20 protein-coding genes are annotated in these 17188 nt (G+C 70.2%); 5 read left to right on the plus strand and 15 right to left on the minus strand.

Annotated features, from left to right (window positions below):
- The first annotated feature begins 87 nt into the window (after positions 1 to 87).
- Complete coding sequence (gene pip / locus D5S19_RS25635; RefSeq protein WP_120025952.1) at positions 88 to 1041, plus strand: prolyl aminopeptidase; 954 nt, start codon at positions 88 to 90, stop codon at positions 1039 to 1041.
- 76 nt (positions 1042 to 1117) lie between these two features.
- Here the strand turns inward: pip and D5S19_RS25640 are convergent, their stop codons facing one another.
- The 5 genes from D5S19_RS25640 to D5S19_RS25660 all read right to left on the minus strand — a co-directional run bounded on the left by D5S19_RS25640 (position 1118) and on the right by D5S19_RS25660 (position 6694).
- Positions 1118 to 1921, minus strand: coding sequence for an ABC transporter permease (locus tag D5S19_RS25640; RefSeq protein WP_407641793.1), 804 nt, complete (start codon positions 1919 to 1921; stop codon positions 1118 to 1120).
- Between the two features lie 16 nt (positions 1922 to 1937).
- Positions 1938 to 2819 (minus strand): ABC transporter permease, encoded by an 882-nt coding sequence (locus D5S19_RS25645; protein WP_120025953.1) that lies wholly within the window; start codon positions 2817 to 2819, stop codon positions 1938 to 1940.
- A 110-nt stretch (positions 2820 to 2929) separates the two neighbouring features.
- Positions 2930 to 4135, minus strand: coding sequence for an ABC transporter substrate-binding protein (locus D5S19_RS25650; RefSeq protein ID WP_120025954.1), 1206 nt, complete (start codon positions 4133 to 4135; stop codon positions 2930 to 2932).
- Positions 4136 to 4160: 25 nt separating this feature from the next.
- Positions 4161 to 5237: an ABC transporter ATP-binding protein gene (locus tag D5S19_RS25655; RefSeq protein WP_120025955.1), complete on the minus strand. Its 1077-nt coding sequence runs from the start codon at positions 5235 to 5237 to the stop codon at positions 4161 to 4163.
- Between the two features lie 35 nt (positions 5238 to 5272).
- The gene (locus D5S19_RS25660) at positions 5273 to 6694 is read right to left on the minus strand and encodes a gamma-aminobutyraldehyde dehydrogenase (protein ID WP_120025956.1); all 1422 of its coding nucleotides are present in this window, start codon (positions 6692 to 6694) and stop codon (positions 5273 to 5275) included.
- A gap of 110 nt (positions 6695 to 6804) precedes the next feature.
- Between D5S19_RS25660 and D5S19_RS25665 the strand changes: the two genes are divergently transcribed.
- Both D5S19_RS25665 and D5S19_RS25670 read left to right on the plus strand, forming a co-directional pair.
- Positions 6805 to 7548 carry a FadR/GntR family transcriptional regulator gene (locus D5S19_RS25665; protein WP_120026062.1) on the plus strand — a complete coding sequence of 248 codons (744 nt, stop codon included), beginning with the start codon at positions 6805 to 6807 and terminating at the stop codon, positions 7546 to 7548.
- A gap of 33 nt (positions 7549 to 7581) precedes the next feature.
- A complete protein-coding gene (locus tag D5S19_RS25670) occupies positions 7582 to 8322 on the plus strand; it encodes a cache domain-containing protein (RefSeq protein ID WP_120026063.1) in 741 nt (246 codons plus the stop codon).
- Here D5S19_RS25670 and D5S19_RS33335 read toward each other — a convergent pair.
- From D5S19_RS33335 to D5S19_RS25680, 4 genes are read right to left on the minus strand one after another with little or no spacing between them, the layout of a single operon-like run.
- Entirely contained in the window at positions 8312 to 8401 is a 90-nt protein-coding gene (locus D5S19_RS33335; protein WP_233574162.1) for a helix-turn-helix domain-containing protein, read from the minus strand. The genes D5S19_RS25670 and D5S19_RS33335 overlap by 11 nt on opposite strands.
- 20 nt (positions 8402 to 8421) lie before the next feature.
- Positions 8422 to 8601 carry a hypothetical protein gene (locus D5S19_RS31825; RefSeq protein ID WP_147397512.1) on the minus strand — a complete coding sequence of 60 codons (180 nt, stop codon included), beginning with the start codon at positions 8599 to 8601 and terminating at the stop codon, positions 8422 to 8424.
- A complete protein-coding gene (locus tag D5S19_RS25675; protein WP_120025957.1) occupies positions 8598 to 9362 on the minus strand; it encodes a helical backbone metal receptor in 765 nt (254 codons plus the stop codon). Before D5S19_RS25675 ends, D5S19_RS31825 begins: the two co-directional genes overlap by 4 nt.
- Positions 9359 to 10765, minus strand: coding sequence for an RNB domain-containing ribonuclease (locus D5S19_RS25680; RefSeq protein WP_120026064.1), 1407 nt, complete (start codon positions 10763 to 10765; stop codon positions 9359 to 9361). The genes D5S19_RS25675 and D5S19_RS25680 overlap by 4 nt, the downstream gene beginning before the upstream one ends.
- A 120-nt stretch (positions 10766 to 10885) precedes the next feature.
- Here D5S19_RS25680 and D5S19_RS25685 point away from each other — a divergent pair, with 120 nt between their 5' ends.
- Positions 10886 to 11848 (plus strand): ATP-binding protein, encoded by a 963-nt coding sequence (locus D5S19_RS25685; RefSeq protein WP_120025958.1) that lies wholly within the window; start codon positions 10886 to 10888, stop codon positions 11846 to 11848.
- Positions 11849 to 12193: 345 nt separating this feature from the next.
- Here the strand turns inward: D5S19_RS25685 and D5S19_RS25690 are convergent, their stop codons facing one another.
- Positions 12194 to 12391 (minus strand): hypothetical protein, encoded by a 198-nt coding sequence (locus tag D5S19_RS25690; RefSeq protein WP_120025959.1) that lies wholly within the window; start codon positions 12389 to 12391, stop codon positions 12194 to 12196.
- 24 nt (positions 12392 to 12415) lie between these two features.
- Positions 12416 to 12901 carry a hypothetical protein gene (locus tag D5S19_RS32130; RefSeq protein ID WP_158605640.1) on the minus strand — a complete coding sequence of 162 codons (486 nt, stop codon included), beginning with the start codon at positions 12899 to 12901 and terminating at the stop codon, positions 12416 to 12418.
- A 426-nt stretch (positions 12902 to 13327) separates the two neighbouring features.
- On the opposite strand from D5S19_RS32130, the gene D5S19_RS32135 reads away from it, so the two are divergent.
- On the plus strand, positions 13328 to 13633 hold the full coding sequence (locus tag D5S19_RS32135) for a hypothetical protein (RefSeq protein ID WP_158605641.1): 306 nt from the start codon (positions 13328 to 13330) through the stop codon (positions 13631 to 13633).
- Between the two features lie 560 nt (positions 13634 to 14193).
- Here D5S19_RS32135 and D5S19_RS32140 read toward each other — a convergent pair.
- The 4 genes from D5S19_RS32140 to D5S19_RS25705 all read right to left on the minus strand — a co-directional run bounded on the left by D5S19_RS32140 (position 14194) and on the right by D5S19_RS25705 (position 17187).
- On the minus strand, positions 14194 to 14346 hold the full coding sequence (locus D5S19_RS32140) for a hypothetical protein (RefSeq protein ID WP_158605642.1): 153 nt from the start codon (positions 14344 to 14346) through the stop codon (positions 14194 to 14196).
- Positions 14347 to 14367: 21 nt separating this feature from the next.
- Positions 14368 to 14805, minus strand: a complete 438-nt coding sequence (locus tag D5S19_RS32145; RefSeq protein ID WP_158605643.1) for a hypothetical protein — start codon at positions 14803 to 14805, stop codon at positions 14368 to 14370.
- Positions 14806 to 15595: 790 nt separating this feature from the next.
- The gene (locus D5S19_RS25700) at positions 15596 to 16594 is read right to left on the minus strand and encodes a C40 family peptidase (protein ID WP_120025960.1); all 999 of its coding nucleotides are present in this window, start codon (positions 16592 to 16594) and stop codon (positions 15596 to 15598) included.
- A 2-nt stretch (positions 16595 to 16596) separates the two neighbouring features.
- Entirely contained in the window at positions 16597 to 17187 is a 591-nt protein-coding gene (locus D5S19_RS25705; protein WP_120025961.1) for a hypothetical protein, read from the minus strand.
- Between the last annotated feature and the right edge of the window lies 1 nt (position 17188).

The following is a 17188-nucleotide window of genomic DNA, read 5'->3' on the forward strand; positions in this document are numbered from 1 at the left end:
AAGTGCGGTTCCGCACGTCACTCGTCCAGGTCCGGGCACTGCGGCCCGGTGCATGCCCCGGCGAGCGAATCGGGGAAAATGCCCGGTATGGAGGAGCTTTACCCCGCGACGCCGGTGCGTGCCGACGGGCTGCTTGAGGTCGGCGACGGGCACCGGCTCTACTGCCAGGAGGCCGGGAACCCGGACGGCAAGCCGGTGGTGGTCCTGCACGGCGGGCCGGGCAGCGGGATCTCCGCGGCCGCCCGGCAGCACTTCGACCCGGCCGTCTACCGGATCGTGCTGTTCGACCAGCGCGGGGCCGGGCGCAGCACGCCCAGCGCCGGCGACCCCGCCTCGGATCTGGCCACGAATACATTGTGGCACTTGGTTTCCGACCTGGAACTGCTGCGCGAACGGCTGCGCATCCAGCGGTGGCAGTGCTTCGGCGGGTCCTGGGGGTCCACGCTCGCGCTGGCCTACGCGCAGGCCCATCCGGACCGGGTGACCGAACTCGTCCTGCGCGGGGTCTTCACCGTGCGGCGGTGTGAACTCGACTGGCTCTACCGGGGTGGGGCGGCCCATCTGTTCCCCGCCGAATGGGACGCTTTCGTGGCTCCGCTCGACGAACGGCAGCGCGTGGATCCGATCGAGGGGTATGCGGAGTTGCTCCACTCCCCCGACCGCGCGGTGGCCGAGCGTGCCGCGATCGCCTGGAGCACCTGGGAAGGCGCGACCGTGGCGCTGCTGCCGCAGCCCGCGTTCGTGGATCAGTACTCGAAGCCGTCCTTCGCGTTGCCGTTCGCACGGCTGGCCGTGCACTACTTCCGGAATGGTGCGTGGCTGGAGGAGGGACAGCTGATTCGCGACGCCGGACGGCTGGCCGGGATTCCCGGGGTGCTGGTGCAGGGGCGGTATGACGCGGTGTGCCCGCCGATCACCGCCTACCAGCTGCATCATGCGTGGCCGGGCTCGGTCCTGCGGCTCGTCGAAGGCGCCGGGCACGCGGTCGGCGATCCCGGAATCCTCGCCGCCCTCCGGGAAGCCACCGACGGCTTCCGGTGAAGTCCGTGAAGGGACCCTTCACGGACTCTGAAGCCGTGAAGGGTCCCTTCACAGCCCCCGCCGCCGGGAGGAACGCTCAGATCCGCCCGCCGCTGGCGCTTTCTCCACCGGACAGGCGCTGGGCCAGGTAAACCGGCACGGTCGACACCACGATCAGCACCGCGGCCACCACGTTGACCACCGGCGCCTGGTTGGGCCGGAACAGGTTGTTGTAGATCCAGATCGGCAGGGTCTCCATCCCGCTGCCGAGGGTGAACGTGGTCACGATGATCTCGTCGAAGGACAGCGCGAACGCCAGCAGCCCACCCGCCGCCACGGCCGACCGCAGCATCGGGAAGGTCACCAGGCGGAACGTCGTGAGGCCGTTCGCCCCGAGATCCATCGAGGCCTCTTCCAGATTGCCGCCCAGCCGGCGAAGCCGGGCCACCACGTTGTTGAACACCACCACGATGCAGAACGTCGCGTGCGCGATGATCACCGTAGCCACACCAAGATCCACGCCGAGAATCGTGCGGAACGCGTTGTTCAGGGCGATCCCCGTGACGATGCCGGGCAGCGCGATCGGCAGCACGATCAGCAGCGACACCGAGTTCCGCCCGAAGAACCGGTACCGCTGCAGGGCGAACGCGGCCATCGTGCCGAGCAGGAGCGCGATCGCGGTGGCCGCGAGACCGACCAGGACGCTCGTCCACAACGCGTGCAGCGCGCCCTCGCTGGTCACCGCGCGGCCCCACCATTCCAGGGTGAAGCTCTTCGGCGGCCAGCCGAACGTGGTGTCCGCGTTGACCGAGTTCAGCAGGACCACCAGCAGCGGGAAGTAGAGCACCGCGAACCCGGCGCCGAGCGCGGTCCACAGCAGCACCCAGGCGGTCTTCGACATCCGCACGGCGGGTCTCCTAGAGGTTGTTCAGCGCGCCGGTACGGCGCACCGCGGCCAGATAGACGAGCATGATCACGACGGGCACGATGCCCACGGTCGCGGCGAAAGGCAGGTTGTTGGCCGCGCCGATGTTGTCGTAGACCACGTTGCCGAGCATCTGCGAAGTGCCGCCGACGATCTTCACCGCGATGTAGTCGCCGAGCGACAACGAGAACGTGAAGATCGAACCGGCCACAATGGCCGGGAAGGTCAGCGGCAGAATCACCGAACGGAAGGTCCGAAACGAGCGCGCGCCGAGGTCGCCGGAAGCGTCCACAAGGGAGTCCGGCAGCCGTTCGAGCCCGGCGTAGATCGGCAGGATCATGTACGGCAACCACAAGTAGCACAAGGTGATCACCGTGGCGGTGACCCCGTAGCCGGGGCCGGTGCCACCGAACGGCGAGAGCAGCCAGTTGAGCACTCCGTTGCCGGACAACAGGGTTCGCCACGCGTAGGCCTTCACCAAGTAGCTGGCCCACAGCGGGGTCATCGCCGCGATCACCAGGATCCGCTGCGCCCGCGGCGAGGCGAGCTTGGCCATGGCGAAGGCCATCGGGAACGCGATCACCGCGTCGATCACCGTGACCAGCAAGGCAATCCCGACCGTGCGCAGGGTGATCGTGCGGTAGACCGAATCGCTGAACAGCGTGACGAAGTTGTCCAGCGACCAGTCGGTGACCACTTTGCCGGTGAACACATCGGTGGACCAGAAGGCCGTGACGAACAGCGCGCCGAGCGCGACGAGGTAGGCCAGCCCCAGCCACAGCATCGGGGCGCCGAGCAGGAAGCCGAGACGCAGCCGGGGCTTGCGGTGGAAGTAGGCCGAAACGCGGTCGCTCGGCGTGCTCACGGCGGTCATCTGCCTGCGCTTTCGAAGAAGGGCGTGGGCTGTGAAGGGTCCCTTCACGGACTCTGAGTCCGTGAAGGGACCCTTCACGGTCTTCCCGGGGCACGGAGCCGGAAGAGGCGTCAGCCCTTGATCTCGGTCCAGGCGCGGGTCCAGGCGCCGTAGTCCTTGCACTCGAGGTCCGTACGGCCGTCGAGGCACTGCGGGATCGGCGTGGTCCAGTACTGGATCTTGGCCGCGTACGCGGCATCGTTGGCGTGGTAGGTGCCGCAGAGGCTCTTGTCCGTGAACTCCGCGCAGGCCTTGGAATTCGCCGGCGCCTCCCCGAAGTATTCGGCGACCTGAGCGTTCACCTTCGGGCTGACGACGTAGTCCATCCACTTGTAGGCACAGGTCTTGTGCTGCGACTTGGCCGCCACCATCCAGGTGTCCGACCAGCCGGTGGCACCCTCGCTCGGCACCGTGGCCGCGAGCGGCACGCCCTGGCTCTTGGCCAGGTTCACGGTCACCTGCCAGGCGGTGCCGATCGTCCCGTCAGCGCTCTTGAGCGACTGGGCTTCCTTGAGGTAGTCCGACCAGTACTCCTCGACCTGCGGGCGCTGCTTCTTGAGCAGGTCGACCGCGGCGGCGAACTGCTTGTCGTCGAGCGCATACGGGTTCTTGATGCCCAGATCCGGCTGGTGCGCCATCAGATACACCGCGGCGTCGGCTATGTAGATCGGCGAGTCGTAGGCGATGATCTTGCCCTTGAACGGCGAGTTGGGCTCGAACATCGGCGACCACGACTTCGGTTCCGGGCTCACCTTGTCGGTACGCCAGGTGAGCACGTTCGCGCCCCAGCCGTGCGGGATTCCGTAGGCCACGTTGTTCACGCTGTTCCACGACTTGTTCTTGAGGAACGGGTAAACGTCGTTGTAATTCGGCACGAGCGCGGTGTTCACCGGCTCGACGTCGCCCGAGGCGACCAGCCGCAGCGACGCGTCGCCGGAGGCGGAGACGACGTCGTACTGCCCGGTCTTCATCAGCGTCACCGCTTCGTCCGAGGTGCCGAACGGCTTGACGTTCACCTTGCAGCCGGTCTGCTGTTCGAACGGCGTGACCCAGTTGACCTTCGGGTCGTTCGAGCCGTTTTCCGCGTAGCCCGGCCAGGCGAGCACGTTCAGCTGCCCTTCCGGCTGGCCGAGCTGGGTGAGCGCGGCGAGCTTGGGCGGGGTGAAGCCCTGCGCGCCCGGGGCCGACCCGGCGGAGCCGGAACCCGACGTGCCGCAGGCCGCGAGCAGCAGGCTCACGCCGCACAATCCTGCGAACAGCGTCTTCCTGTTCTTCATCTGGAGAACAACCTTCCCGTGAGAACTAGCCGGCTTCGGGGACCTGGAAACTGTGTTCACGCCGCCAGCTCAAGCGGACCCGCCCGTCGGCGAACCGGACCGGTTCACCGGCGTTCTGGCGGACCACGGACAACTGACCCCCGGCGTCGAGCGCGACAGCGTAACGCACGGTGGATCCGGCGTATACGACATCGGTAACCGCCCCGGTTGCGGAGATTTCCCCGGAACCGGCGGGAAAAGCCAGGTCATCGTCGATGCGGATCTTCTCCGGGCGGATGCTGAAAATACCCGGACGGCCTAGCACCGCTTCCGCGCCGCTCCCGCTCAGCAGGTTGGAGGTGCCGACGAAACCGGCGACGAACGCACTCGCCGGCCGTTCGTAGACCTCCATCGGCGTACCGACCTGTTCGATCCGGCCCGCGTTGAACACCGCGATCCGGTCGCTCATGGTCAGTGCCTCGTCCTGATCGTGGGTCACGAAAAGGAAAGTGATGCCGACCTCGCGCTGGATCTGCTTCAGCTCGACCTGCATCGCCTGTCGCAGCTTGAGATCCAGCGCGCCGAGGGGTTCGTCCAGCAGCAGCACCTTCGGCCGGTTCACCAGCGCCCTGGCGAGGGCGACGCGCTGACGCTGACCGCCGGAAAGCTGTGCGGGCCTGCGGTCGCCGTAGTCGCCGAGCCGCACGGTGCGCAATGCTTCCGCGGCGCGCTCCCGCCGTTCGGCTTTCGCGACCCGGCGGACTTTCAAGCCGTACTCCACGTTCTGCCGCACGGACATGTGCGGGAAGAGCGCGTAGTCCTGAAAGACGGTGTTCACGTCCCGTTCGAATGGGGCGAGCCGGCTGACGTCCTCGCCGTCGAGTTCGATGGTGCCCGCAGTGGGCAGTTCGAATCCGGCGATCATCCGCAGCACGGTGGTCTTGCCGGAGCCGGAAGGGCCGAGCATCGCGAAGAACTCGCCGGGCGGGATGTCGAGATCGACCCCGTCGACCGCGCGCACCTTGTCGAAGTGCTTCCGCAGTCCGGTGAGCCGGATCGCCGGCTGCCCGTCCGGCGGCGGCCGGTCCGGGCGCCGGGTCTCGGCGGGGGCTTGGTGGGGCATGACGGACCTCCCGGTGAATCTGGTCGTCACTGCGGCTACAGCGCGCTCATCACGTGCTTGACGCGGGTGTAGTCCTCCAGGCCGTAAAGCGAGAGATCCTTGCCATAGCCGGATTTCTTGAATCCGCCGTGCGGCATCTCGGCCACCAGCGGGATGTGCGTGTTGATCCAGACGCAGCCGAAGTCGAGCTTCGCCGAAACCCGCATGGCGCGCTGGTGGTCCTTCGTCCAGACCGAGGAGGCGAGCCCGTAGGGCACTCCGTTCGCCGCGCGCACCGCGTCTTCCTCACCGGAGAAGCGCTGCACGGTGATCACCGGTCCGAACACTTCGTTCTGGGTGATCTCATCGTCCTGCCGGACGCCGGAAACCACGGTGGCCTCGTAGAAGTAGCCCTCGTCGCCGGCCAGGTGTCCTCCACAGTGGACAGTCGCGTGGCCGGGCAGCCGGTCGATGAACCCGGCGACCCTGGCGAGCTGACCGGCGTTGTTGAGCGGGCCGTAGGCGACCGTCTCGTCGTCCGGCCGGCCGGTCTTGGTCGCCACGGCCTGCCGCGCGAGCGCGGCGACGAAGGTGTCGTGCACGTCGTCGGCGACCAGCACCCGGGTGGCCGCGGTGCAATCCTGGCCCGCGTTGAAGTACCCGGCCATCGCGATGGTCTCGGCAGCTGCCTCCACGTCCGCGTCCTCGAACACGAGCACCGGCGCTTTGCCGCCCAGCTCCAGGTGCACCCGCTTGAGGTCGCGAGCCGCGGAGCCGGCGACTTCGATCCCGGCACGCACGGAGCCGGTGATCGAGACCATCGCCGGGATCTCGTGCGCGACCAGCGCCCGGCCGGTGTCACGGTCGCCGCACAGCACGTTGAACACGCCCGCGGGCAGGAACTCCGCGGCGATCTCGGCGAGCAGCAGGGTGGCGGCAGGCGTGGTGTCGGAGGGCTTGAGCACGACGGTGTTGCCCGCCGCGAGTGCGGGAGCGACCTTCCAGATCGCCATCAGCAGCGGGTAGTTCCACGGGGTCACCTGCGCGCAGACGCCGATCGGCTCGCGCCGCAGGAACGAGGTGTGACCCTCCAGGTACTCGCCCGCCGACCGGCCTTCGAGCACGCGGGCGGCCCCGGCGAAGAAGCGCAGCTGGTCGAGGATCATCGGCAGTTCTTCCGACATCGTCAGCGAAAGCGGCTTACCGGTGTCACGCGACTCCACACCGACGATCTCCTCGCCACGCGCTTCCACCGCGTCTGCGAGTTTCAGCAGCGCGAGCTGACGCTGGGACGGCGTGGTCTCCCGCCAGATCTCGAAGGCTTCCGCGGCGGTCTTCAGCGCACGGTCGACGTCCTCCGCCCCGGCCACCGGCGCGGTGCAGTACGGGCGGCCGGTCACCGGGTCGACGATTTCCGCGACCTTCCCGGACAGCGAGCCGAGGTACTCGCCGCCGACGAAATGCTTCAGTTCCTGCACGCGTGCGTCTCCTGACTCTCCGTGGCAGCCGGAAACCTATAACTCCATATTTCATAGAACAAGGTCCTCGGGCAGGATTGACCCCAATGCACGAGAGGGGCGAACCCACGATGCGCAAGGAGATGTCGAACAGCGCGCGCCTGGCGATGTTCGCTCCGCTCGACCAGCTCGGCCGTGCCGACGCGGTCGCGGCCCGGCTGCTCGACGCCATCACACTCGGCCTGCTCGACGACGCCGAGCAGCTGCCGAGCGAGGTGGAGCTGGCCGCGCAGTTCCGGGTCGCCACCGTGACCGTGCGGGAGGCCCTCGCCGTGTTGCGCCAGCAGGGGCTGGTGGAGACCCGTCGCGGCCGGGGCGGCGGCAGCTTCGTGCGCACCCCGGCGTGGCCCTCGCCGAGTTCCTGGGCGAGCAGGCTGAGCCTGCTGTCCCTGGCGGACCTGCGCGATCTCGGCGACCACTACCTCGCAGTGGCCGGTGCGGCGGCGAAGCTGGCCGCCGAGCGCAGCACCCCCGAGGACCTCGACCGGCTGCGGCTGAACGCCGAGGATCTGCGCGAGGCGTCCGGGCCGGAGGCGATCCGGGCCGAACGGCAGTTCCACCTGGAGATCGCGGCCGCCGCGCAGTCCCCGCGGCTGACCAACCAGGAGGTACAGCTCCAGGGCGAGCACGGTTGGCTGCTGTGGGTACCCCTCGGTGGCGGCGAGCAATGCCGCGCGGCCTACGCTGAGCATCAGGCCATCGTCGCCGCGATCGCCGCAACCGACGGCGATCTGGCGCGCAGGCTGACCGAGGACCACGTGCTGAGCGCGCTCGATCGGCTCGCGGATCTGCATCTGTCCCTGGAAACGCCGTAAACTCCGCGGACCCTGCCGGACGAGGTGAGCATCGTGACCGACACCCGAACGCCACCCGGCGAAGAGGTCGTGACCCAGGTGTCCACCCTCGTCGAGGAGATCTTCGCGCGGCTGAAGCCGGTGCTGGCCGCCGCCGAGACCGTGCTCGCCGAGCCGGAAAGCCGTACCACACAGGCGTTGCACGGGATCCGCCCGCAGGTCGTCGACGCGCTGGGCGGGCTGGTGATCGGTGCCGGGTTCGTGAGCGCACCGCAGGTGCTCACCGATCAGGAATTCGGATTCGAGTGGTGGACCCGGCTTCGCGATGAGGAATCCGAACCGGAACAGCTGTTCATCAGCCTGGATCCGGAGAGCGCCCAGTTCCTGGACTACACCCGGCAATCCTGGTTCACGGTGCCGCGCGACAGCGGCCGGCGGCACATCAACGGGCCGTACGTGGACTACCTCTGCACAGACGAGTACACGCTGACGTTCACCGTGCCGGTCGCCTGCGAAGGCAGGTTTGCCGGGGTCGTCGGTGCGGACGTGTACGTGCGCGAATTCGAGCGCACGGTGAGCCGCCGGTTGCGTTCTCTGGGGCGAAAAGCCGCGCTGCTGAACGCACAAGGGCGCGTGATCGTGTCCAACACCGTGCGGCAGGCGACCGGTTCACTGGTGCGGGACGTCGACGTGCCGGCCTGGTGGACCTCAGGTGCCGAGCCTTACACCGCCCCCAGCGGCGCGACCCTGCGGCGGTGCGGGGATTCGCCGATCGCGCTGCTCGTCACGACGTGATCCGGAGCGCGAACCAGAGTTCGGCGCGCACCCCCGGCGCGTCCAGGTCCCGGCCGAGCAGTTCGGCGGCCTTGGTCACGCAGAGTGTGCCGAAGATGATCAGCCGCCGGTCACGATGGCGAAGAACACCGGCCCGGCAACAGATTCCAGCCGCTCGTACAGGGCGTTCCGTGCGGCGTGGCTGCCGGTCGCGGCGAGCACGGTACGGCGGCGCGGGCAGAGTCGGCACGGTCCGCCGGGCCAGGCCTTCCCGCCCGAGGAACGCGTCACCGTGCTCACCGGACTGACGCTCTGAGCGCGGCGTACGCGTCCACAAGAGACGGACCGTACCAGCTGAGGTAGCGGCCGGACAGCAGGACCGTGCGCATTCGCGGGAAGAAGCCGGGGCCGTCGTCCTGGGTGAACACGTACGGCTCATCGGGCAGTACGACCAGGTCGGCCCCGGTCTCGGTGAGTTCTTCCAGCGACGGCCGGGGATAGCGCTCCGAGTGTCCGGAGTAGACGTTCTCCACGCCGAGCCTGCGCAACACGTCCCCGGCGAAGGTGTCGCGGCCGAGGACGACCCACGGCTTGCGCCACACCGGGATCACCGCGCGGTGCCGGACCGGCTCGACCTCCCGCCAGAGATCCTCCGCGGTGACCAGCCACCCGGGCTCGTCGATACCGAAAGCCTGGGTGAGAATCCGCCGCAACGAGCCCAGCGCGGCGGGCACGGATCCGGCGGCGGCCATCACGAACACCGGGATCCCGTCGGCCCGCAGCTCCGCCACGTCCTCCGGCCGGTTCTCCTCGGAGTTGGCCAGGACCAGATCCGGCCGCTGCGCGCGCACCAGGTCCAGCTTCGGGTACTTCGACCCGCCGACCCTCGGCACCTCCAAAGTGGACGGATGCGTGCAGTAGCCGGTGGCCGCCACGATCCGGCCGGGCACGCTCACCTCCACCGCCTCGGTCAGCGACGGCACCAGCGACACCACCCGCCGCGGCTCGCCGGTGACCGGCACCGGTTCGCCCAGGTCGTCGATCAGCTCCGCGTTTCTCATACCCGTTCGAACGACACCCTTCGATGCTCGACGTCCACTTCGGACAGCCGCACCATGATGCGCTCCCCTTCCGGAAACCGCGTCCCGGCGCATTTGGCCATCACCGGCGGATCCTCCAGCAGGATCTCCGCCCTCGTCTCCTCGGCCCGCAGCACCACCGCCGCGAACTCCTGCCCGACGCGCTCGGCCAGCACCCACGCCTCGACCTGATCGATGCACGCCCGCTCCACCCGCGCGGCCAGACCGTCCGACGCGGACATCTGCGCCGGCACGTCGGCAAGCGCCTCCCGGACCCACGACGGCACCTCGCGCCCCGCCGTCACCGCGAGACAGACCTCCGTGGCGAAACGGTCGACGAGCCGCCGGATCGGCGCGGTGACGTGCGCATACGGACCGCCGATCCCGGCGTGCGTAACGACTTCCGGTAACGCGCCGTCGAACGCGGTGTACCCGGCGCCGCGCAGCAACCGCGTGGTGTCGGCGTACAGCGCCATCGACGCCGGCCGCTCAGGATCCAAAGTGGACAGAAACTCGGAGACCGTGGTCTCCGGCGGCCAGCTCAGCCCGCCCGCCGCGGCGGAACGGCGCAGCCACCCCACCGAATCCGGATCGGCAGGCGGCAACGTGCGCAGCACGCCGATGCCCGCCTCGATCATGATCTGCGCCGCGGCCATCCCGGTGAGCAGGGAGAGTTCCGCGTTCCAGGCGTCCACCGCGGTGCGCGGCCGGCGGGCGAGCACCCAGCCGCCGTCCACGTCGCCGGTGATCTCCTGCTCCGGCAACTGCAGCTCCAGCGCGCCCCGGCGAACCGCCCGCTCCCGGCGCAACCGGCCCAGCTCCGGCAGCGCGGCCACGGACGGATGCGGACACCCGGCGTCGAGCGCGGCCTGCACCCCTTCGTAGTCGAACTGCTCGGTGGAGCGGACCAGCGCCCGTCGGACGCGCGTGCCGGCGAGCGCGCCGTCCTCGCCGACGTCGATCGTCCACAGCACGGCCGGGCGCACCTCGCCGGGCAGCAGGCTCGCCGCCCCCTCGGAGAGCACCGGCGGATGCAGCGGGACATTGCCGTCGGGCAGGTAGAGCGTCTGCCCGCGACGGCGTGCCTCGCGGTCGAGCGCCCCGCCGGGCGGGACGAACACGGCGAGGTCGGCGATCGCGTAGTGCACCCGGAAGCCGTGCACCGTGCGTTCCAGCAGCATCGCCTGATCGAGGTCCTTTGACCCGGGCGGGTCGATCGTGACGAACGGCAGCCCGGTGGCGTCCTCGCGTTCACCCGTGGCGGCCAGCGGATCGAGCACCGCCGCCTCGGCCTCGGCGAGCACATCCGGCCCGAAGGACTCCGGCAGCGCGAATTCCGCCCGGAGACGACCGAAGTCCCCTCCCGACGCGTGGGTCCGGATCACGAGTGGGGGCACCACCACACAGTATCCGCCCGAACGGCCGTGATCGCCCGTTCGGGTGCGAGCCGGACGGGTGTAACGTACGGCAATGAAAACCGTCTTCATTTCGGGAAAGGGTTCGCCGTGAAGATCGCGTTCGTCGGCAAGGGCGGCAGCGGGAAGACCACCCTCTCGTCGTTGTTCGTGTCCTACCTGGCCGGCGCGGGCAAACCGGTGCTGGCCATCGACGCCGACATCAACCAGCACCTCGCGGTCGCGCTCGGGGCCACCGAGGAGCAGGCACTGGCCTGGCCGACGCTGGGCGAGCACATGCCGATGATCAAGGACTACCTGCGGGGCGACAACCCGCGCATCGCGTCCGCGGACGCGATGATCAAGACGACCCCGCCCGGCCGCGGTTCCCGGCTGGTGCGGCCGTTCGAGGACAACCCGGTGTTCGACGCCTGCTTCCGCCCGCTCGGCGGGGTGCGGCTGGGCGTGACCGGCCGGTTCGACGAGGACGATCTGGGGGTGGCCTGCTACCACTCGAAGGTCGGCGCCGCGGAGCTGCTGCTGAACCATCTGGTCGACGGCCCGGGCGAGTACGTGGTGATGGACATGACCGCGGGCGCGGACGCGTTCGCCTCCGGCCTGTTCACCCGTTTCGACGTGACTTTCCTGGTCTGCGAGCCCACCTTGCGCAGCGTAGGCGTGTACCGCCAGTACGCCGACCACGCCCGTGACTTCGGCGTCCGCCTGGTCGCCGTCGGCAACAAGGTGACCGACACCGACGACGTCGAGTTCCTGACCGAAAACCTCGGCGACGCCCTGCTCGGCTGGCTGACCACCTCCGGCCACGTCCGCGCCGCCGAACGCGGCCGCACCCGCCCGATCGGCGAACTGGAGCAGCCGAACCTGGACACCCTGGCCGACATGCTGTCCACTGTGGACGCTTCCACGCGGGACTGGGCCCGGTACCAGCGCCAGGGCGTGGAATTCCACCTCCGCAATGCCCATGCCTGGGGCAACGACCGCACCGGCGGCGACCTCGCTGCCCAGGTGGACCCGGACTTCGTGCTGGACCCTTCGGTGGCCGCGGCTTCCTGAGCCCGGTCCTTCCGCTCCCGTTCGCCCCATTCGCTCGGTTCGCTCGGTTCGCTCGGTGCGGGAGGGAAAGCTGTGAAGGGCACCTTCACAGCCGCATAGTCCAGGGTGTCGGCAAAGTTGGTCGGGGACCCGGCAGTGGGCGATGCGGAGGTGTGTGCGACCACCTCGTAGCGTGCGCCGGACCGGTTTCGGGTCTGTGAAGGGACCCTTCACAGACTCAGAGTCCGTGAAGGGACCCTTCACGGACCTCTACACCGACTTTGCCGGAACCCTGGCCGCAGAGTCCGTGAAGGTGCCCTTCACGGACTTCGGGTGACTTCGGGTGACTTCGGGCGGACGGTCGGGTCAGTCGCCGTTCCATTCGCGGTCGGCCGCGTCGGCCTGGCGGTTGCGTTCCCGGGCGATGTCCAGTGCGCGGCGGGCCGTGGCCTCGTCCGGGTAGGGGCCGAGCAGGTCGATGCTGCGACCGCGGTTGCGGTGCTCCACCTCGTGCGTGCGGGTGTTGTAGTACCAGCCGTGGTCCGGGTTCGGGTCGTCAGACATGGTTTCAGCCTCGCATCCGGCTCGTCATTTTCGCCAGCGGAACGGGATTTCGGTGGGATCGCCGGTCGGTCCGAACTCCGCGCCGTCCTGCCGGCCGGGATGCTGATCGGGGTGCTGGTCGAACCACCCTCGCGACGAGGGCAGCGGCGTCCCCCGCGGCGGAGTGTCGGCCTCGTCCAGGGGAGCGGAACGCGGTCCCGGCGTGGCATCCGGCACCGGCGGCACGACCGGCTCCCGCCCGGGGAACACCGGCGGTTCCCCTCGGTAACCCCGCATCGGCGGAGGCGGCGCGACCGGCTCGGTCTCCTGCCCGGGGAACACCGGCAGTGACCGGCCATCAGACCCTTCGTCCGCACGCCGCCCACCCCCCGGCTGCGGCAACTCGAAACGGGGCGCCCCCACGTCCGCCGGATATCCCGGCTGCGGCACGACTCCCCCACCCAAATCCGGCGCCCCACCCGCCGGCTGCCTCCCGGACACCTGCTGCGGCGGCACGGGCACTTCAACCACTGGCGATCGCGGCACCTGCGACTCCGGCTGAACTTGCGGCAGCGGAGGCACTTCCGACTGCGACGGCACCGGCGGCTGCTGTTGCACCGGCCACTCCGCCCCACCCTGCCGAGACTCCACCACATCCGACCGTGACGACACCGGCGCCTCAACCACCGGCGGCTGCGCAACCTGGGGCGAAGGGAGCACGTCCGGCTGCGACGCGACGGACACATCCGCCACGAACGATTGCGGAACCTGCGACTGCGACGACTCCACGACACCGGGCTGCGACGCCACAGACTCTCCATCCAGCGGCAACCGCGGCTGCGACGGCACGGGCACCCCAGCCACCGACGATGGGGAACCCTGCGGCTGCGGAGACAATCCCCCCTCGGCCTGCAGCGGCTGAGACGCCTCCGCCTGCGACGGAATCGGGGACTGCAGATGCACCGGCAACTCGGCCCCACCCTGCGGAGACGGGACCGTATTCACCTGCGACGGCACTGCCTCACCCGGCGCCGGCGGTGGCTGATCCGCCCCGCCGTGCGGCAATGGCACCACATCCGGCCGCGACAGCACGGCCTCACCGAACACCGGCGGCGGCTGCACCGCGCCATCCTGCGGCGCCGGCACCACATCCGCCCGCGACGACGCGGCCTCACCGAACACCGGCAGTGGCTCCCCCGCCCCACCCTGCGCAGACGGGACCGGCGGCTCAACGTGCGGCGAAGACAATACGTCCGGCTGTGATGACGCCTCAACCACGAACGACTGCGGAGCCTGCGGTTGCGGCGGCAACCTCGCCCCGCCCGGCGGCGACGCCACGGGTGCCGATGGCGGCTGTGTTACCGCGGCCGGTTGAGGAGGAGTCTCTGGCGGCGCCTGGGATTCCGGCGTCTGCGTGCCCACTTCCGGCGGTACTGGTGCGGAGAGATCGACCGGCCTGGCCGCACGCTCCGGCGCCGAACTCCCGCCGGAGCCCCAGGACGGCAGGCCGGTGTCCGGATTCGGCGGATGAGGCTCGTGCACGTACGGCTCCGGCTGCCAGGACTGCCGGGCGCGACGTTGTTCGTCTTCCTTGGGAGTGGCCGCAACACCGGGACCGGCTACGGGCGATGATGTTTCGCCGAGCACGTGTTCGGCTACGGATTCCGGTGCGGGCAAGGGGTTCGCCGGGACGGGCGTCCACGCCGGGAGAGGAGATCCGGCCTCCGCGAGAGGATGCTGACCGTGCCTCGGCTCGGCCGTCCGCTCGTGGCCGGGCGCGATCGGGTCGGGTGTGACGACGGGTTCCCGACCCCGATCAGGCCTCACCGCGGGGTCACCGGCAGGCTCGGGCACGACCGCGGCATCACGACCATGAACAGCTTCGGGCACAGCAGAGGCAGCAGGACCCCGAGCGCGCTCCGGCGTCGCCGCAGCATCGTGACCGCGAACCGGCTCGGGCACAGCAGCGGGATCATGGCCACGAACGGATTCCGGCATCACCGCGGCGTCAGGACGTTGCCCGGCACCAACGCCCCAAGCCTGCCCCGGCTCAGGCGCGGCATCACGACCGATACCCGGATCCGGCACCACACCGGCATCACGACCTTGACCGGCACCAGCACCCCACGCCTGGCCCGGCTCAGGCGCCATACCAGGCACGGCGCCGCTACCGGCGGCACCAACGGCCGACCCGACTCCACCGCCACCAACGACCGGTCCACCACCAGCAGCGCCACCACCGGCACCGACAACCGGCCCACCTCCGCCACCGCCACCACCATCACCGGCACCGGCACCGGCACCGGCACCGGCGACCGGCGCACCACCAGCGCCACCGCCAGCGACCGGCCCACCTCCACCAGCACCGCCACCACCGGCAACCGGCCCACCACCGGACACACGGCCAGACCCGGCACCACCAGACGCAACGCCACCCCCGGACCCGCCCCCCGGACCACGCCCGGCACCGGACATCGGCCCCCCGTCCCGAGGCGGGCCGCTACCGGGGCCAGGCGGTGGCCCGGCCTCGCCCGGCCCGTGCGGTCCCGTTCGCCACACGGGCGCCGGGCCGATGTTCATCGGTGCGGGAGCGACGAGCGGGCCGGGCGCGGGATGCGGGGCGGACGCATGGGCATCGGGACGGCGGATCGGGTCGAGGCAGGACACCAGGACCGACGTGTTGTGCGGGTCCTGGACCTTCCGGCCGCTGCGTTCGCGGTAGACCATGCCGCCTTCGGCGTCCATCTCCACCAGGTAGCCCGCCTCGGCCAGCTGTTCCTCGTCCAGGTCCTCCAGGCGCTCGTAGCGGGACGGCACGACCCGGTAGACCGGCCAGGCGAGGCCGGCGTTCTCGGCGTGGAATTGCGCGAGCAGCGCGGCCATCTGCTGCTGCCAGGGCAGCGACATGCGCTGGGCCAGCGAGCGCGGCAGCACCACGTACCCCTCGTCCACGCCGGGCCAGCCGTGGCCGAGCAAATCGGACAGCGGTGTGCTGGACGCCGGGTGTGCGGACTGGCGCTGCGGCTGGGGTGCGCCGAACAGCGCCGCCGGGTCCGGGGACTCGCCCTGGCCGGGTTTGCCTCGTTTGCCGAATTTCCGTGCCACGTGTGTCATCCTCTGCCAGCGCGCGGCCACCTGCTCGTGGACAGGCCGCGACTTCGGGTGAATCCTGCCTCGCGCGCGGGGTGTGCGCGAGGCCGGAGCCGGTGCCTCCCGCGGTCCATGCTAAACGCCGGGACGCACCGCCTGCGGGACGACTTCGGCCTCGTCGAACGAGAACGGCCGGATGTGCACCGGCACACCGGTCGTCTGCGCCTCGACGATCTTGCCGTCGCCGAGGTACATCGCGACGTGGTGGATGGTCGCCGGGTCGGCCGGGTCGTTGGCCAGAAAGACCAGGTCACCGGGCTGTGCCTCGCGGACCGGCAGCATGGCGCCCGCCTTGTACTGGTCCCGGGACACGCGCGGCAGGGTCACGCCCGCCGACTCGTAGGCCCGCAGCATCAGGCCCGAGCAGTCGTAGGAATTCGGCCCGGTCGCGCCCCACACATACGGCTTGCCCTGCTCGCCCAAGGCAAACTTGATCGCCTGCGCGGCCGCCTGGCTCGGCGGCAGCGCGGCGCCGGTGCCCTGCCCGCAGCCGACCGCGTCGGCCACCTGGCCGAGGTTCTCCACCAGCGTGGCCGCCATCGCCTCCCACCGGTGATAGCGGTCCGGGAACCCGGAGCGCTCGACCGCCTGCGCCGCGTCGCCCGGCCGCCGGTTCTCCCAGTCCGGCACGGCGAGCAGCACGTCGAAGAACTTGTTGACCGCGTAGTTCGGGTCGGTGACCTGGGCGACGCTGCCCCAGTTCATGGACGGGCGCATCTGGAAGATGCCCAGCGAGTCGCGGTCGCCGTAGGTCAGGTTGTGCAGGCCGGATTCGGTCATCCCGGCCTGGATCGCCACCTGCCAGGCCCGCGGGGCCAGGCTGCGCTGCTTGCCGACCGAGATGATCAGCGCGACCGTGCCGCGCTGCTCGTCGTCGAGCTTGGCGGCCTGCGCGCTGCCCTGTTCCGGCTGGCCCGGCTGGGTCGGGCCGATCGCCGCGTCGCAGGAGGTGTTCGTGATCCCGCCCGCCGCGGCCTGCTGCTGGTCGGTCACCACCTTGGTCACCGCGGTGGCGGTGAGCACCGCGGCGAACACCGCGGCGACCAGCACCCCGATCAGGATGGCGAGCCGCACGGTCAGGTCGCCTGGTCGTAGTCCGCCACTCGCCACCCCGCGTCGGTCTTGACCACGGTGATGCTGAGCTTGGGACCGTCGGTGGGGACGACGACGTGTACCGAACTGCCGTAGGAGGAGACAACCGAAGGGTCACCGGTCACCTTGCCGGCCGGAATGTTCGAAGGATCCACAGTGGACATCACCGGGAGGTACTCCGCGGTGGTCAGCGCCCGCATCCCGTTCAGCCAGTCGGCGTTGGTGATACCGGGCGGATGGTGCGCCCAGGCGGTCGCCCACTGCTTGGCGACGGTGAGCGCCTCCGGGCTCGGCGGGGCCGAACTCGGCGTGGTCAGCGGAGCGGACAGCCGGGTGGGCAACGTCGCGGTGTCCGGCACCTGGGCGGCGACGCCCGGACGGGACGACTCGCTCGGCGGCGCGGGCGGCGCGGCCTCACCGGCCGAACCGGTCAGCCGCGGCACCACGATGCCGAGCGCGACCAGCAGCGCGACCAGGAACACCAGCGTGCCGACGAGGTGCCGGGGCGAGCGGAGCGGGAACCCCCACAGCCGCCGATAGACCGCGGCCCGGCCGCGATGCGTGCGAATCGGCACG

It is taken from the genome of Amycolatopsis panacis (genome assembly GCF_003600245.1).
In the GTDB taxonomy this organism is placed as follows: domain Bacteria; phylum Actinomycetota; class Actinomycetes; order Mycobacteriales; family Pseudonocardiaceae; genus Amycolatopsis; species Amycolatopsis sulphurea.

What these genes read in the sequence shown, in the direction of transcription:
- D5S19_RS25640 (WP_407641793.1), bottom strand. Translation starts at nt 1,921, where the DNA reads ATGTCGAAGACCGCCTGGGTGCTGCTGTGGACCGCGCTCGGCGCCGGG.
- D5S19_RS25650 (WP_120025954.1), bottom strand. Translation starts at nt 4,135, where the DNA reads ATGAAGAACAGGAAGACGCTGTTCGCAGGATTGTGCGGCGTGAGCCTG.
- D5S19_RS32140 (WP_158605642.1), bottom strand. Translation starts at nt 14,346, where the DNA reads ATGATCCCGCTGCTGTGCCCGAGCCGGTTCGCGGTCACGATGCTGCGG.
- D5S19_RS25690 (WP_120025959.1), bottom strand. Translation starts at nt 12,391, where the DNA reads ATGTCTGACGACCCGAACCCGGACCACGGCTGGTACTACAACACCCGC.
- pip (WP_120025952.1), top strand. Translation starts at nt 88, where the DNA reads ATGGAGGAGCTTTACCCCGCGACGCCGGTGCGTGCCGACGGGCTGCTT.
- D5S19_RS32135 (WP_158605641.1), top strand. Translation starts at nt 13,328, where the DNA reads ATGCACCGGCAACTCGGCCCCACCCTGCGGAGACGGGACCGTATTCAC.
- D5S19_RS25675 (WP_120025957.1), bottom strand. Translation starts at nt 9,362, where the DNA reads ATGAGAAACGCGGAGCTGATCGACGACCTGGGCGAACCGGTGCCGGTC.
- D5S19_RS25645 (WP_120025953.1), bottom strand. Translation starts at nt 2,819, where the DNA reads ATGACCGCCGTGAGCACGCCGAGCGACCGCGTTTCGGCCTACTTCCAC.
- D5S19_RS25655 (WP_120025955.1), bottom strand. Translation starts at nt 5,237, where the DNA reads ATGCCCCACCAAGCCCCCGCCGAGACCCGGCGCCCGGACCGGCCGCCG.
- D5S19_RS25665 (WP_120026062.1), top strand. Translation starts at nt 6,805, where the DNA reads ATGCGCAAGGAGATGTCGAACAGCGCGCGCCTGGCGATGTTCGCTCCG.